Source organism: Agromyces neolithicus (genome assembly GCF_039529735.1).
Classification (GTDB): domain Bacteria; phylum Actinomycetota; class Actinomycetes; order Actinomycetales; family Microbacteriaceae; genus Agromyces; species Agromyces neolithicus.
The window spans coordinates 216947-231807 of the sequence record NZ_BAAANJ010000001.1 but is presented as its reverse complement, the minus strand read 5'-3'; the positions used below and the strand labels follow the sequence as shown (position 1 = coordinate 231807).

Annotated in this window: 13 protein-coding genes; 8 read left to right on the top strand and 5 right to left on the bottom strand. The window is 70.8% G+C overall.

The window, feature by feature from the left end:
* Positions 1-91: 91 nt before the first annotated feature.
* From ABD164_RS01085 to ABD164_RS01075, 3 genes are all read left to right on the top strand, one after another.
* Entirely contained in the window at positions 92-1240 is a 1149-nt protein-coding gene (locus ABD164_RS01085; protein ID WP_344292538.1) for an ABC transporter substrate-binding protein, read from the top strand.
* 91 nt (positions 1241-1331) lie between these two features.
* Complete coding sequence (locus ABD164_RS01080; RefSeq protein WP_344292536.1) at positions 1332-2660, top strand: aspartate aminotransferase family protein; 1329 nt, start codon at positions 1332-1334, stop codon at positions 2658-2660.
* 3 nt (positions 2661-2663) lie between these two features.
* Positions 2664-4214: a CoA-acylating methylmalonate-semialdehyde dehydrogenase gene (locus tag ABD164_RS01075; RefSeq protein ID WP_344292534.1), complete on the top strand. Its 1551-nt coding sequence runs from the start codon at positions 2664-2666 to the stop codon at positions 4212-4214.
* A gap of 51 nt (positions 4215-4265) precedes the next feature.
* Here ABD164_RS01075 and ABD164_RS01070 read toward each other — a convergent pair whose 3' ends face one another.
* A complete protein-coding gene (locus ABD164_RS01070) occupies positions 4266-5039 on the bottom strand; it encodes an enoyl-CoA hydratase/isomerase family protein (protein ID WP_344292532.1) in 774 nt (257 codons plus the stop codon).
* Positions 5040-5151: 112 nt separating this feature from the next.
* Positions 5152-6069, bottom strand: coding sequence for a LysR family transcriptional regulator (locus tag ABD164_RS01065; protein WP_344292530.1), 918 nt, complete (start codon positions 6067-6069; stop codon positions 5152-5154).
* Positions 6070-6207: 138 nt separating this feature from the next.
* Here ABD164_RS01065 and ABD164_RS01060 point away from each other — a divergent pair, with 138 nt between their 5' ends.
* The 5 genes from ABD164_RS01060 to ABD164_RS01040 all read left to right on the top strand — a co-directional run bounded on the left by ABD164_RS01060 (position 6208) and on the right by ABD164_RS01040 (position 11514).
* Entirely contained in the window at positions 6208-6330 is a 123-nt protein-coding gene (locus ABD164_RS01060) for a hypothetical protein (protein WP_344292528.1), read from the top strand.
* A 206-nt stretch (positions 6331-6536) separates the two neighbouring features.
* Positions 6537-7109, top strand: coding sequence for an orotate phosphoribosyltransferase (gene pyrE, locus ABD164_RS01055; RefSeq protein ID WP_344292526.1), 573 nt, complete (start codon positions 6537-6539; stop codon positions 7107-7109).
* The gene (locus tag ABD164_RS01050) at positions 7109-9625 is read left to right on the top strand and encodes a hypothetical protein (protein WP_344292523.1); all 2517 of its coding nucleotides are present in this window, start codon (positions 7109-7111) and stop codon (positions 9623-9625) included. The genes pyrE and ABD164_RS01050 overlap by 1 nt, the downstream gene beginning before the upstream one ends.
* Before the next feature lies 1 nt (position 9626).
* Positions 9627-10571 (top strand): ribokinase, encoded by a 945-nt coding sequence (locus ABD164_RS01045; protein WP_344292521.1) that lies wholly within the window; start codon positions 9627-9629, stop codon positions 10569-10571.
* Positions 10572-10581: 10 nt separating this feature from the next.
* Positions 10582-11514 carry a nucleoside hydrolase gene (locus ABD164_RS01040; protein ID WP_344292519.1) on the top strand — a complete coding sequence of 311 codons (933 nt, stop codon included), beginning with the start codon at positions 10582-10584 and terminating at the stop codon, positions 11512-11514.
* Positions 11515-11782: 268 nt separating this feature from the next.
* Here ABD164_RS01040 and ABD164_RS01035 read toward each other — a convergent pair whose 3' ends face one another.
* From ABD164_RS01035 to ABD164_RS01025, 3 genes are all read right to left on the bottom strand, one after another.
* Positions 11783-12580, bottom strand: coding sequence for an HAD-IIA family hydrolase (locus tag ABD164_RS01035; RefSeq protein WP_344292517.1), 798 nt, complete (start codon positions 12578-12580; stop codon positions 11783-11785).
* Positions 12581-12644: 64 nt separating this feature from the next.
* Positions 12645-13298, bottom strand: a complete 654-nt coding sequence (locus ABD164_RS01030) for a metal-dependent transcriptional regulator (RefSeq protein ID WP_344292515.1) — start codon at positions 13296-13298, stop codon at positions 12645-12647.
* 36 nt (positions 13299-13334) lie between these two features.
* Positions 13335-14852, bottom strand: a complete 1518-nt coding sequence (locus ABD164_RS01025; protein WP_344292513.1) for an Nramp family divalent metal transporter — start codon at positions 14850-14852, stop codon at positions 13335-13337.
* Positions 14853-14861 lie beyond the last annotated feature (9 nt).

Sequence of the window (14861 nt, the reverse complement as noted above, 5' to 3'; positions counted from 1 at the left end):
CCCCGAATATTGCGGGAAAGCACCCCCGGAACGCGATTGAACGTCCCCGCACGGCGCGGGCACGACACCGACGCACCACGAAAGGATCGACATGAACCACAGCAGACGTCGCCTCGCGACGATCGGCGGTATCGCCCTCGCGGCGGCGCTCGCCCTCACGGCGTGTTCCTCATCGGGCGACGGAACAGACGGCGGCACGGCCGAGGGTGAGCTCACCCCGGTCAAACTTCAGCTGCAGTGGCTGCCGCAGGGACAGTTCGCCGGGTATTTCGCGGCAGCCGACCAGGGCTACTTCGAAGAGGAGGGCCTCGAAGTGGAGATCATCCCGTCGGGCGGCGACATCGTGCCGCAAGACGCGCTCGCCAACGGCGACGTCGACTACGCGATCGCGTGGGTGCCGAAGGTGCTCGGATCGATCGAGCAGGGTGCGAACCTCACGAACATCGCCCAGATCTTCCAGCGTTCGGGCACCCTGCAGGTGTCGTGGGCCGACTCGGGCATCGATTCGGTCGCCGACTTCGAGGGAAAGAAGATCGGCTCATGGGGCTTCGGCAACGAGTGGGAGATCTTCGCGGCGATGGCCGCCGAAGGCCTCGACTCGTCGACCGTGCAGATCATCACGCAGGACTTCAACATGAACGCCTTCCTGCAGGGCGACATCGACGCGGCCCAGGCGATGACCTACAACGAGTACGCGCAGCTGCTCGAGAGCGTGAACCCCGACACAGGTGAGCTCTACCAGCCCGAGGACTTCAACGTCATCAGCTATCAAGACACGGTGGGCGCCATGCTGCAGGACGCGATCTGGGCCGACACCGAGCGACTCGAGAGCGACGAGGCCTACCAGGAGACGACTGTCGCGTTCCTCAAGGCCGTCATCAAGGGCTGGGTGTACGCCGCCGAGAACCCACAAGAGGCATCCGACATCACGATCGCCGAGGGATCCGGCTGGGGCCCGAGCCACGAGCTCTGGATGGTCAACGAGACGAACAAGCTCATCTGGCCCGCGCCCGACGGCATCGGCATGATCGACGAGGCCGCCTGGAACGCCACCGTCGAAGGTGCCCTGAGCGCCGTCAACGAGGCGGGCGCGAGCCCGATCACCGAGGAACCCCCGGCCACTGCGTGGTCGAACGACTACATCACGCAGGCGCTGGAGGCGCTCGAGGCCGACGGCGTCGACGTCACCGGCGAGGGTTTCGAACCGATCGAGGTCGAACTCGCCGAGGGCGGCAACTAGCAGTCGCCGGTCGGGTAGCGGTCGACTTCGTCGCCCCCTACTCGACCGGCACCCGATCGGCGCAGAATGGAAACAGAAAGGCAGCGAAGCCATGACCGACAGCCTCACCGAGGGCCTCGACGAACTCGCACGCGAGCTCGACAAGGACCACGTCTTCCACTCGTGGTCGGCACAGTCCCACGCCTCGACGCTCACGATCGCGAGCGGTCGGGGTGCGCGGGTCTGGGATCACGCCGGCCGCGAGTATCTCGACTTCTCGAGCCAGCTCGTGAACGTCAACATCGGGCATCAGCACCCGGCGGTCGTGCAGGCGATTCGCGAGCAGGCCGAGCTGCTCACCACCATCGCGCCGTCGACGGTGAACCTCGCCCGCGGCGAAGCCGCGAAGCGCATCGTCGCGCACGCGCCATCCGGATTCCACAAGGTGTTCTTCACCAACGGCGGCGCCGACGCCAACGAGAACGCGATCCGCATGGCGCGGCTGCACACGGGCCGCGACAAGATCCTCTCGACCTACCGCTCGTACCACGGCAATACGGGTGCCGCGGTCGTCGCGACCGGCGACTGGCGGCGGGTGCCCAACGAGTTCGCCCGCGCCCACGTGCACTTCTTCGGGCCGTACCTCTATCGCTCGGAGTTCTGGGCGTCGAGCCCCGAAGAGGAGTCCGAGCGCGCCCTGCGTCACCTGCGCCGGGTCATCGAGGCAGAGGGGCCGTCGTCGATCGCGGCGGTGCTGCTCGAGACCATCCCCGGCACGGCCGGGGTGCTCGTGCCACCGCCCGGCTACCTCGCCGGGGTGCGCGAGCTCTGCGACCGGCACGGCATCATGCTGATCCTCGACGAGGTGATGTGCGGGTTCGGGCGCAGCGGCAGGTGGTTCGCGTTCGACGGCTACGACGTGCGCCCCGACCTCATCACCTTCGCGAAGGGCGTGAACTCGGGCTACGTGCCCGCGGGCGGCGTCGTCATCTCGGACCCCATCGCCGCCACGTTCGACGACCGGGTGTTCCCCGGCGGGCTGACGTATTCAGGGCATCCGCTCGCCATGGCGTCGATCGTCGCGACACTCGATGCGATGGCGTCCGAGGGCATCGTCGACCACGCCCGCGAGATCGGCGCCGAGTCGATCGGCCCTGCGCTCGAAGACCTCGCCGAACGCCACGCGGTCATCGGCGAAGTGCGCGGCGAGGGCGTCTTCTGGGCCGTCGAACTCGTCACCGACCGCAAGACCCGCGAAGCGCTGCCCGCCGCCGCGATGGGGCGCATCAAGTCCGCCCTCGTCGGGCGCGGCCTGCTGCCGTTCGTGCAAGACAACAGGATCCATGTGGTGCCGCCGTGCGTGGTCACGGCCGAAGAGGTCGCCGACGCCATGGCGATCTACGACGAAGTACTGGGCACCGCACTCGAAGGAGAGGGCTGAATCATGAGCCAGATTGCACCAGAAACACCGTCACTGACTGAAACCCAAGGAAGAGGCGCCGCAACCGCCACCGTCGACCATTGGATCGACGGGGCATCCGTCGCCGGAACATCCGACCGCAGCGGGCCCGTCTACAACCCCGCGCTGGGTGTCGAGCAGAAGCGCGTGCGCTTCGCCTCGACCGAAGACGTCGACACCGCCGTGCAGGCCGCGGCCCGCGCGTTCCCGGGCTGGCGCGACACCTCGATCGCGAAGCGCCAGGCGGTGATGTTCAAATTCCGCGAGCTTCTGGCCGGTCGCAGCGACGAGCTCGCCGCGATCCTCACGAGCGAGCACGGCAAGGTGCTCTCAGACGCCGCCGGCGAGATCGCGCGCGGACTCGAGGTCGTCGAGCTCGCCTGCGCCATGCCCGGGTACACCAAGGGCGAGTACAGCGAGAACGTGTCGACGGGCATCGACGTCTACACGACCCGGCAGCCGGTGGGGGTGGTGGGCATCATCTCGCCGTTCAATTTCCCGGCGATGGTGCCGCTGTGGTTCTTCCCGCTCGCGATCGCGACCGGCAACACCGTGGTGCTGAAGCCGTCCGAGAAGGATCCGAGCGCCGCCGTCTGGCTCGCGAAACTCATGCAAGAGGCCGGGCTGCCCGACGGCGTGCTGAACGTCGTGCACGGCGACAAGGTCGCGGTCGACGCCCTGCTGCATCACCCCACGGTGCGCTCGATCTCGTTCGTCGGCTCGACGCCGATCGCGCAGTACATCTACTCGACCGCCACGGCCAACGGCAAGCGCGTGCAGGCACTCGGCGGTGCGAAGAACCACATGCTCGTGCTGCCCGACGCCGACCTCGACCTCGCCGCCGACGCCGCGGTGAACGCCGGGTTCGGCTCCGCAGGCGAGCGCTGCATGGCGATCTCGGCGGTGCTCGCGGTCGATTCGATCGCCGACGAGTTCGTCGCGAAAGTGGCCGAACGCATGGCACGGCTGAAGACCGGCGACGGAACCAGGGGTTGCGACATGGGGCCCCTGATCACCCGCGAGCATCGCGACAAGGTCGCGGGCTACCTCGACGTCGCGGCATCCGATGGCGCCGACGTGGTCGTCGACGGACGCGACCCCGAGATCGACGGCGACCCCGACGGATTCTGGATGGGGCCGACCCTCGTCGACAAGGTGCCGACATCGTCGGCCGTGTACCGCGACGAGATCTTCGGGCCCGTGCTGTCGGTCGTGCGCGTCGAGGGCTACGAAGACGGGCTCGAGCTCATCAACTCGAGCCGCTACGGCAACGGCACGGCGATCTTCACGAACGACGGCGGCGCCGCGCGCAAGTTCCAGCGCGAGGTGACGGTCGGCATGGTCGGCATCAACGTGCCGATCCCCGTGCCCGTGGCCTACCACTCGTTCGGCGGCTGGAAGGACTCGCTGTTCGGCGACGCCAAGGCCTACGGCGCTCGCGGGTTCGACTTCTACACACAAGAGAAGGCGATCACGTCGCGCTGGCTCGACCCGAGCCACGGCGGGCTGAACCTGGGGTTCCCGCAGCACGACTGATATGGAGGTGCCGGGCCCGGCGCCCGGAGGTGCCGGGCCCGGCGCCCGCGGTCAGCGCTTCGCGAAGGCGGCGATGCGGGCTTGCGCTTCGGGGGTGACGAACGCGGCGGCGATCGTCGCAGCCTCGTCGTCGAGCGCGTCTTGGAACGGGCGGGCGAGGCCCGAACGCACGAGTCGCTTGGCCTGCCCGAACGCCGCGGTCGGGCCGTCGAGCCACGACGCGGCGATCTCACGGGCGCGCGCCTCGAGCGACTCGGGCGCGACGACCTCGGCTACGAGCCCCCAGTCGAGCGCCTCGGCCGCCGACAGCGTGCGCGAGGTGAGCGTGAGTTCGAGCGCGCGCCGGGTGCCGACGGCTTCGGGAACCAGCGTGCTCACGCCGCAGTCGGGCGTCAGCGCGACATCGGCATATCGGCTCGCGAACGTGGCGCGCTCGGAGGCGACGATGAGGTCGGCGACGAGCATGAACCCGAGGCCGCCGCCGGCGACCGGCCCCTGCACCGCTGCGACGATCGGCTTCGCGCTCTCGCGCAGCGTGCGGTGGCCGTCGTGGATCTGGTCGGCGAGCGATCGGATGACCCGGCCCGCGTCGCTCTCAGAGCCGGCGAGCCGCGACATCGCGAGCACGTCGCCGCCCGCGCAGAACGCCCGGCCGACCGCGTCGAAGAGCACGGCTCCGATATCGTCGCGCTCGGCGATCTCGTGCGCGTAGCGCTGCCAGAGGGCGATCGCGTCGGGGTCGACCGCGTTGAGCCGCGAGGGCCGGTTGAGGGTGAGGTGGGCGAGCCCATCGGTCACATCGAACAGGATCGCGTCATCGCTCATGGTCGGTGAGTCTAGTTCGGGACCCCGCACGGCGGTTCGTTGTTGGAGGTCGCCGACGAATGCGCAGGGTCGAGGGGCCTCCGCTCTGCGCGAGTCCGACGAAGCCCCGGCCTCAGGCGTCGGCGCGCGCCTGCTCGAGCCGGGCGGCGCGTGACACCAGCATGTCGAGCACGGTGCGCACGGCGAGCCGCTCGGCCACGTCGGGCCGCACGAGGGCGACGATCTGACGCGCGGATGCCACGCCGCGCAGCGGCTTCAGCACGATCGACTCGGAAACCGTGCCGGATGTGAGCCGGGGCACGAACGCGATGCCGAGTCCGCCGACGATGAACGCCTCGATGATGCGCATGTCGCTGAACCGCTGGCTGACGTTCGCCCTGCGGCCGGCCTGTTCCTCGATCGCGTGCAGGATGCGCTCGAACGGGAAGCCTGGCGGGACGCCGAGCCAGGTCTCGTCGACGAGGTCGGCGGGGGTGACGTACGCGCGGTCGGCGAGCCGGTGGTCGGCAGGCAGGCCGATGTCGAGCGGCTCGGTGAGCAGCTGCACGGCCTTGAGGCCTCGTCCGCCCCAGGGCAGCACCCCGGGCATCGTGTGGGCCAGGACGATGTCGTAGTCGCTCGTCAGGTCGGCGAACTCTGCGAGTTCGGGGTCGAGGTCGGTCGCCTTCACCACGAGCCCCTCGACGTTCGCGAGCTCGGCGAGCACCCCCGGCAGCAGCGCCGCGCCGATGGTCGGGAAGGTCAGCAGGGTGACCTCGCCGCTCGGGTCGTTGCGGAACTCGTCCCACAGGGCCGTGGCACGCTCGAGCGCGATGGCGACGTCGGCGGCGCTGCGGGCGAGTGCATGGCCTGCGCTCGTGAGTACGAGCCCCCGGCCGCTGCGCTCGGTGAGCGGCATGCCGGCTTCGCGCTCGAGGACCTTGAGCTGCTGCGAGACCGCTGACGGCGTGCGCCCGGTGGCCTCGGCCACGGCGGTCACGGAGCCGCGCTCGGCGAGTTCGCGAAGCAGATCGAGACGGCGCACATCCATGAAGCAAGACTACATCGTCATTGTAGAATTGTGAGCTTGTGCTGAAAAGTTGTCAGGTGCACAATTGAAGAGTCGAACACGTGCAACGGCGCATCGGTCGCTCGACCAGCCACGCAACGTCATTCGAAAGGGTTCATCATGATCGGCCTCCTCATCCTGCTCGGCGCCGTCTCGGTCGTCGGCATCGTCAGCTCCTTCGTCGTCACCGCACGCGACGGCTACCGCCGTCAGCCGCGCGAGACCTTCGCGCTCACCGTCTAGGTCGCGCGATTCATCCCGGGGTTTCGTCCTCGGGAAGCAGGGCCGCAGTGCGGGGGAGGGACACCCCGCAGTGCGGCCCTTCGCCGTCCCTGTGGGGCGGACGGCGCTCGAAGCGCTCGGCGTCGCGGGCGCCCGATCGACGAGAATCAACATCGGACGAGACATCCTCGCCTTCCTCTCAGGCGCCTGCGCCGTAGAGTATTCGGGTGACCTCAAGCGCACCGCACGCCGCAACCGACGCACGTCGGCAGCTCATCGACTTCATCTCGGCCGACGCCGTGTTCCACGGGGACTTCACCCTGACCAGCGGCAAGAAGGCCAGCTACTACGTCGACCTGCGCAAGGTCAGCCTCGACCACCGCGTCGCACCGCTCATCGGGCAGGTCATGATCGACCTCATCGCCCAAGTGCCCGACGTCGCAGCGGTCGGCGGCATGACGATGGGCGCCGACCCGATCGCCGCCGCCATCCTGCACCAGGGCGCGGCGCGCGGACTGGCCTACGACGCGTTCGTCGTGCGCAAGGAGCCGAAAGATCATGGTCGCGGCAAGCAGGTCGAGGGGCCCGACCTCGCAGGCAAACGAGTGATCGTGCTCGAAGACACCTCGACCACGGGGGGTTCGCCGCTCAAGGCCATCGAGGCGTTGCGCAAGGTCGGTGCAGAGGTTGCAGCGGTCGCCGTCGTCGTCGACCGCGCCACGGGCGCGCGCGAAGTGATCGAGGCCGCGGGCGTGCCCTACCTGTACGCGATCGGTCTCGACGACTTGGGATTGACCTGATGGCTCGCAAGAAGAACGACGACCACGACCACGACGATGACGGCACCGACTGGCTGCTCGCCCAGCTCGTGACCGGGCGCATCCCCGAGCAGCAGCAGCAACAACAGCCGCCGCCCGCCGCGCCGAGTCAGCCCGAGCCCGAGCCCCAGCCCGAGCCCGAGGCTGTGGTTCCGGCGCCGGCAGCTGCAGAGCCCGACCTGCCCCTGCGCCCGCCGGCACCCCGGCGAGACGAGGAGCTCGACTGGTTCTCGCTCGCCGAACCGCCGGCACCGAAGGCCGATGCAGCCACGCGAGCGCTGCCGGTGGTCGGTGAGCCCGGCGCCCTGCCGGTGGTCGGCGAGCCCAGCGCGGTGCCGCCGCCGCCCGCCGCCGCCCCCGAGCCTGCGGCACCCTCGGTGGGTGGCCCGCCCGAGCCGACGCCCCCGCCTGGGCTGCCCGCCTGGTCGCCGCCGTTCGTCGCGGCCCCGCCGCCACCCGGCACCGAGCGCGTCGGCCGTGTCGAACCGCCTGCCGGTGAGCCCGTTGGTGGGGCCGAGCCCGCTCCCGGCCCGGTGACGCCGACCGGGCCGTTCGCACTGAGGTGGGGCTCGAACGAGCCCGAAGCCGCCGACTCCGCCCCCGAAGGTGAGCCAGCTCGGCCCGCCGCCGACGCGTTCGAGGGCTTCACCCCTCCGCCCGTCGGGCGCGGCTCATTCCCTGCCGAGAATGCCGTGTCGCGGCATCCGACGGCACCGGATTCGGCTCCCCGCGGTTGGGATGAACGCGCGACCGAGCCGTCGCAGCCGGCACCGTACGACGACGAGCTCTGGGCGGCGCTCAACGAGCCCGAGCCCGAGCCCGAGTCCGAGACGCCTCGTTCCGACGATTCTGCGTCGACGCCGTCGGCACCGACCCACCCCGGGATCGCCCTGAATCTGCCCATCGTTCCACCGCCGGCGCTGCCGACACCACCGCCGGCAGCGCCTTCCCCGTTCCCGGCATTCGCTTCCGGCGAGCAGCCCGCCCAGCCGCAGAGCGGCGAGCAGATCGACGACCTGCTCGCCGAGCTCGGCAATCGGTGGGCGGCGCGTGAAGCCGGAGCCGACGCCGCACGGGCAGCCGATGCCACGCCGATCGCCGACGCCGATGCCACGCCGATCGCCGACGCCGATGTCGCCGAGCCGACAGCCGAGCCGTTCGTCGAGGAGACCGGCGAGCCCGAGTCGCCGATCGCCCGGCAGGTCGCCGAGGCCGGGTACTTCTGGAACCTCACCCCCGACCCGACGGCCGCCGACCCCGAGGCCGATGTCTCGGGCGCAGCGGCGACGATCAATCGCCTGCGTGCGACGTCGCCCGGGTCCGAACCCGAACCCGAGTCCGAGTTCGAATTCGAATCCGACGGTGAACTCGCGACCGAAACCGAGCCCGGGCCCGAGTTCGGATGGACCGCCGAGCCGCAGCCCGAGCCCGGGCCCGAGTTCGAATGGACCGCCGAGCCGCAGCCCGAGCCCGAACCCGAGTTCGAGTGGCGGCCCAGCCTCGAGTCCGAGTCCGAGTCCGAGTCCGAGTCCGAGTCCGACTACTCCGACCTCCCGATGGGGCAGCCTGAACCGGCTCCAGATCCGGCCGCCGACACCGCGACGACCGGTCACCACGAACCCGACGGCAGGCCCGACGACATCGACCCGCTCGCGGCACTCTTCAGCGGCGCCGCCACGACGCCTCCCCAGACCCCGCCGGCGGCACCGCTCAATGACCCGTTCGCCCACCTGGCACCTCCGGTGGCAGCGAAGGCCGCGGCAGCGACCGCCGGAAACCCGTTCGCGACCGTGCCGCCCGCGGCGGCGAACGCCCGTGCAGCCGCCCCCATCGTTGCCGCTTCCACTGCACGCAGCGCCTACGACGTCTCGGGTGGCACGCCGGGTGGCACCGGCGGTGGCTCGGGCACCACCGGCTCCGGCACGCCGGGCCGCCGCAACAGCCCCGCCCGAGTGCTCACCTGGATCGCCGGCGCCCTCGCCGCGGTGCTCGTGCTCGCAGGACTGTTCTGGCTCGGCACCCAGCTCGGCGGCGGGGGCTTGGCCGCACCGGCCGAGACGCCCGCCGCGAGCGCCACGCCGACCCCGACCCCCGAGCCCACGGCCGCACAGCCGGTCGGCGTGCACGCGTGGGACACGCTCTTCGGCGGCGAGTGCCTCGAACCGTTCGAGGGCCCGTGGCAAGAGGAGTTCACCGTCGTCGACTGCGCCGCACCGCACGCCGCACAGCTCGTGTACCGAGGGGTGCTTCCCGGTGACGCGGCCGCGCCGTTCCCCGGCGAGGCCGAGCTCGCCTCGCAGATGAACCTGCTGTGCACCGCGACGGGCGTGGTCGACCTCGCCGTCGTCGCCGGCATGGAAGACCTGCAGGTGCAGGCCTCGTACCCCGTGACCGAGGCCCAGTGGGCCGAGGGCGAGCGCAACTACTACTGCTTCGCGAACCGTGCCGGTGGCGAGCCGCTCACGGCCAGCATCGCCGGGCCCGGGCCCGCCGCCTGACATGGCGGCCGGGCCGGGCGCGCTCGTCGTCGTGGGGTCGCTGAACGTCGACTCCACGAGCTACGTCGCCGCGTTCCCCGAGCCCGGCGAGACCGTCACGGCGCACGGCTTCGTCGTGGCCCTCGGCGGCAAGGGCTCGAACCAGGCGGTCGCCGCGCACGTCGCGGGCGCCGACGTCGAACTGGTCGCCCGAGTCGGCGACGACGCGAGCGGCGACTTCGCGCTCGCCGCACTCGGTCGATTCGGACTGCCGGTCGACGCGATCGAACGCGTCACCGATGCGCCCACCGGCGTCGCACAGATCACCGTCGCCGACACGGGCGAGAACACCGTGATCGTGACACCGGGCGCGAACGCCGAGCTCACGCCGGCCGTCGTCGACGCCGAGCGCGACCGCCTCGCGAGCGCGCGCCTGGTGCTCACGCAGGGTGAGTTGCCCGTCGCCACCATCGAACGGCTCGCCGAAGTCGCATCGGGCGAGGGTGCACGGTTCGTGCTGAACCTCGCGCCGCCGGTGGCTCTGTCGCCGGCGACGCTCGCGGTCTGCGATCCGCTCGTGGTCAACGAGCACGAGGCGCGCGCGGTCGGCATCGGCGCGGATGTCCCTGCCGGGGCATCCCTCGAGACCTGGTCTCCGCTCGCCGCCGACGCGGCGGGCCGCCTCGCCCGATCGATCGTGATCACGCTGGGCGCCGCCGGCGCGGTGGCGGCCTCGGCCGACGGCACGTACGCGGTGCCCGCGCCACGCGTCGACGCGGTCGACTCGACCGGCGCGGGCGACGGCTTCACCGGAACCCTCGCCGCCTACCTCGCCGAGGGCCGCACGCTCGACGAGGCCGTGCGCATCGCGGTCGCCGCCGGCTCGCTCGCCGTGCAGGCCCGCGGCACCGTCGACTCGTACGCCCCCCGCGCCGCCGTGCTCGCCGCCGCCGGCCTCACCGAGTGAATCGAGCCGCATGAGCATCCCCGTCATCGTCGACTGCGACCCCGGGCACGACGACGCCCTCGCGCTGTGGTTCGCGGCGGGACATCCGTCGCTCGATCTGCTCGCCGTGACGACCGTCGGCGGCAACGTGCCGCTCGAGCACACGAGCCGCAACGCGCGCGTCGTGCTGTCGGTCGCCGGCGTGACCGACGTGCCGGTCGCCGCCGGGGCCGAGGGCCCGCTCGCCCGCGTGCTCGAGACGGCGGAGTGGATCCACGGAGCCAACGGCCTCGGCGGGCCGGTGCTGCCCGAGCCGACGGTTCCGCTCGACCCGCGCACGGCGACCGAACTGATGGCCGACGTGCTGCTCGCGGCCGGCGAGCCCGTCGCGATCATCGCCACGGGGCCGATCACGAACGTCGCCGTGCTGCTGCGGGACCGGCCCGAGCTCACCGACCGCATCCGCGAGATCGTCTGGATGGGCGGCTCCACCGAGCGCGGCAACGCGACGCCCTACGCCGAGTTCAACGCGATGGTCGATCCCGAGGCGCTCGATCTCGTGGTGCGCAGCGGCGTGAAGTTCACGATGGTCGGCCTCAACGTCACGCACCGCGCGCTCGTGACCCCGGCGGTGCGGGCGCGGCTGGCCGCAGTCGGCAACCGCACCACGGCGTTCGGCGACGAGCTGCTCGAGTTCTTCTGCCGCACCAACGCCGAGGTGTTCGGCATGCCCGACGGCCCCCTGCACGACCCTGTTGCGGTGGCGGTGCTCGCCGACCCCGGCTGCGTCGACGTCGTGCACACGCGGCTCGACGTCGAGCTCACCGGCACCCTCACGCTCGGGGCCACGAGCGTCGACTTCGACGGCATGCTCGGCCGCGAGCCGAACGCCTGGATCGCGACGGGCATCGACGTCGACCGGTTCTGGGCCGCGGTCGAGTCATCCGTCGCCCGTCTCGCCTGAAATCGCTCTGGCCGAGCGGGCGCCGCAGGATCACGAGCGCGTAGCTGGCGACGCCGATCCACGCGCCTGGCGCTTCATGGGGGTTGATGAACCAGTACGAGTAGAAGTCGGTGAACGTCCCGACGATCAGCGAGTAGACCACGCCCGAGAAGACCGTCACCGTGATGTCGCGCGAACGGTCGCCTCTCGCGGGTGAAGCGACGATTCGCGCGACATCACCGCATTCGGGACCGTGAGGGACGGGACGTGAGTGCGGGACCCAGACTCGCTACAGCTCGGTCTCGACCGGCGTCGCCGCGACGAGTTCGTGCACGCCCGTGAGGATCTCTTCGGGCCGGAACGGATACTTCTCGATCTCGGCCTGATCGCTGATGCCGGTGAGCACGAGCACGGTGTGCAGGCCGGCCTCGATGCCGGCGACGATGTCGGTGTCCATGCGGTCGCCGATCATCGCCGTGTTCTCGGAGTGCGCGCCGATCTTGTTCAGTGCCGACCGGAACATCATCGGGTTCGGCTTGCCGACGACGTAGGGCTCTTTGCCCGTGGCCTTCGTGATGAGGGCGGCGATCGCGCCGGTCGCAGGGAGGGGTCCATCGGCCGACGGCCCGGTCGCGTCGGGGTTCGTCACGATGAAGCGCGCGCCGGCGCCGATCAGGCGGATCGCCTTGGTGATCGCCTCGAACGAGTAGTTGCGGGTCTCGCCGACGACGACGAAGTCGGGGTCGGTCTCGGTCATCACGAACCCCGCCTCGTGCAGGGCTGTGAGGATGCCGGCCTCACCGATGACGAACGCCGACCCTCCGGGCAGCTGCTGCTTGAGAAAGTCGGCAGTCGCGAGTGCCGACGTCCAGATGCGGTCTTCGGGCACGTTGAGGCCCGAGGCGCGCAGCCGCGCCGACAGGTCGCGCGCCGTGAAGATCGAGTTGTTGGTGAGCACGAGGTAGGGCGTTCCCGCATCCTCCCACTGCGCGAGCAGCTCGGCGGCGCCGGGCAGCGCGTGGTTCTCGTGCACGAGCACGCCGTCCATGTCGGTGAGCCAGCACTCGACCTCTTCACGTCGTCCCATGCGTCAAGCCTAGGCTGCGCACGTTACGCGACGATTGCGGCCGTGTGAGAGCGGATGCCTCCGGCTACGCCGCCACCCAGATGGCGAGCGCGGCCTCTGCGGGCAGCCGACGGGCTGCGCCCTGCGCCTGGACGGTGATGGTCTCGGTCGAGACATCCGTCACCGTGAGCACCGTGCCGGGGCCGATGCCGAGGTCGTGCAGCAGGCGGAGCACGGCGGGGTCACGGTCGCTGATGCGGATGACGGCCCCCGAGTGGCCCTGCGGCGCGTCGCCGAGCAGCACCCACGGCTCGCTCGCGAGTGTGCCGTCTGCGGCGGGGATGGCGTCGCCGTGCGGGTCGCGCGCCGGGCGACCCAGCCGCGCGTCGATGGCCTCGAGCAGACGGTCGCTGATCGCGTGTTCGAGCACCTCGGCCTCGTCGTGCACCTCGTGCCACGCGTAACCCATCTCGCGCACGAGCCAGGTCTCGATGAGGCGATGCCGACGCACGACCGCGAGCGCCCGTGCGAGCCCCGCTTCAGTGAGGCGCACCGCACCGTAGGGCACGTGCGACACCAGGCCCGCGGCGGCCATCTTCTTGACCATCTCGGTGACCGACGACGGGGCGATGCCCAGCGCGTCGGCGAGCACCTTGGGGGTTATGGGGTCGGGCTGCCACTCGGTGTGCGCGTACACCGTCTTCAGGTAGTCCTCGATGGCGGGGCTCGTGGGGGGCATCGGCCTCAGGATACCGGTCGCCCGCGCAGCAGGAGATCAGGCCCCCGTGAACACCAGCCAGAGCAGCACCCCGTTGAGCGTGATGAGGAACACGGATGCCGCGACTCCGGCCGCGGTCGTCGCCCAGTGGTTCTTCCAGCGGCCGAGCACTCCGGCCTTGGCCGTGAGCGAGACCAGGGGGATCAGCGCGAACGGGATGCCGAACGACAGCACCACCTGGCTGAGCACGAGCGAGGTGGTCGGGTCGAACCCGAGCGCGAGGATCGCGAGTGCCGGGATGAGCGTGACGAGGCGGCGGAGGATCAGTGGCACCCGCACGTGCAGCAGCCCGTACATGATCTCGGCGCCCGCATAGGCGCCGACCGACGTCGACGCGAGCCCCGAGGCCAGCAGCCCCACGGCGAACATCGTCGCGATGGCCGGACCGAGCGCGACGCCGAGCGCCGCATAGGCGCCCTCGAGGCTGTCGGTTCCCTCGACGCCGGCGAGGTTGACCGCCGCGAGCAACAGGATGCAGAGGTTCACGGTGCCCGCGATCGCCATGGCGATCGACACGTCCCACCGGGTGGCGCGCACGAGCGTGTCGGTCGGCAGCGCGGTCGCCGTTCCGGGAAGAAGTTCGGGTGCGACATCCGTGCCGCGCCTGATGCCGAACCCCATCGAGTGGGCAGAGATCAGTCTTCCTGCCTTCGCGAAGGACGATCTCTGCCCACTCGATGCCGCACCACCCGTACCCACGCGGCCTACGCGAGCCGCGCCACCCGCGCCAGCCGCGCCACCCGCCCTGCCTGCCTGCTCACCGCGGCGCGTCGCGAATCGGTCGCGACTGAGCGCCGAGTGCGCGTAGATGGCGTGCGGCATGATCGTGGCGCCGAGGATCGACGCCGCGAGCAGCACCGAGTTCGCGTCGGCGAAGCGAGGCACGAGCCCGCCGAGCACACCCTCGGGACTGGGCGGGGCGACGAAGACGCCCACGGTGAAGCCGATCGCGATGATCGCGAGCAGGCCCATGATGACGAACTCGAATGTGCGCGGTCCGCGCCGCGACTGCAGCACGAGCAGCACGAGCGAGACGGTTCCGGTGATGAGGCCGCCCCAGATGAGCGGCACGCCGAAGAGCAGGTTGAGCGCGACCGCGCCGCCGATGACCTCGGCGAGGTCGGTGGCCATGGCCACGAGCTCGGCCTGCAGCCAGTAGGCGCGCCGCCCCCAGCGATTGTGGATGCGCCCGCCGAGCACCTCGGGCAGGCTGCGCCCGGTGACGATGCCGAGCTTCGCCGAGAGGTACTGGATGAGCCACGCCATGACGTTGCCGAGCACGACCACCCACACGAGCAGGTAGCCGTACTGCGCGCCCGCGGTCATGTTGCTCGCGACGTTGCCGGGGTCGAGGTAGGCGACGCCCGCGACGAGCGCGGGCCCGATCAGCCAGGCGGCGCGCGGCACGCTGGTGCGCCGGTCGTGGCGAACGGATGTCGCGCCCGCGACGTCTTCGGGTGGCGTCGGTTGTGCGGCTCGGTCGGGTGCGATCTCACCATCGAGAGTTTTCGGCATGCCGAAATC

Bases quoted from the DNA above. Each gene is read 5' to 3' on its own strand.
- ABD164_RS01070 (WP_344292532.1), bottom strand. From the start codon at position 5,039: ATGAGCGATGACGCGATCCTGTTCGATGTGACCGATGGGCTCGCCCAC.
- ABD164_RS01025 (WP_344292513.1), bottom strand. From the start codon at position 14,852: ATGCCGAAAACTCTCGATGGTGAGATCGCACCCGACCGAGCCGCACAA.
- ABD164_RS01030 (WP_344292515.1), bottom strand. From the start codon at position 13,298: ATGCCCCCCACGAGCCCCGCCATCGAGGACTACCTGAAGACGGTGTAC.
- ABD164_RS01050 (WP_344292523.1), top strand. From the start codon at position 7,109: ATGGCTCGCAAGAAGAACGACGACCACGACCACGACGATGACGGCACC.
- ABD164_RS01060 (WP_344292528.1), top strand. From the start codon at position 6,208: ATGATCGGCCTCCTCATCCTGCTCGGCGCCGTCTCGGTCGTCGGCATC.
- ABD164_RS01040 (WP_344292519.1), top strand. From the start codon at position 10,582: ATGAGCATCCCCGTCATCGTCGACTGCGACCCCGGGCACGACGACGCC.
- ABD164_RS01080 (WP_344292536.1), top strand. From the start codon at position 1,332: ATGACCGACAGCCTCACCGAGGGCCTCGACGAACTCGCACGCGAGCTC.
- ABD164_RS01065 (WP_344292530.1), bottom strand. From the start codon at position 6,069: ATGGATGTGCGCCGTCTCGATCTGCTTCGCGAACTCGCCGAGCGCGGC.
- ABD164_RS01035 (WP_344292517.1), bottom strand. From the start codon at position 12,580: ATGGGACGACGTGAAGAGGTCGAGTGCTGGCTCACCGACATGGACGGC.
- ABD164_RS01045 (WP_344292521.1), top strand. From the start codon at position 9,627: ATGGCGGCCGGGCCGGGCGCGCTCGTCGTCGTGGGGTCGCTGAACGTC.
- ABD164_RS01075 (WP_344292534.1), top strand. From the start codon at position 2,664: ATGAGCCAGATTGCACCAGAAACACCGTCACTGACTGAAACCCAAGGA.
- ABD164_RS01085 (WP_344292538.1), top strand. From the start codon at position 92: ATGAACCACAGCAGACGTCGCCTCGCGACGATCGGCGGTATCGCCCTC.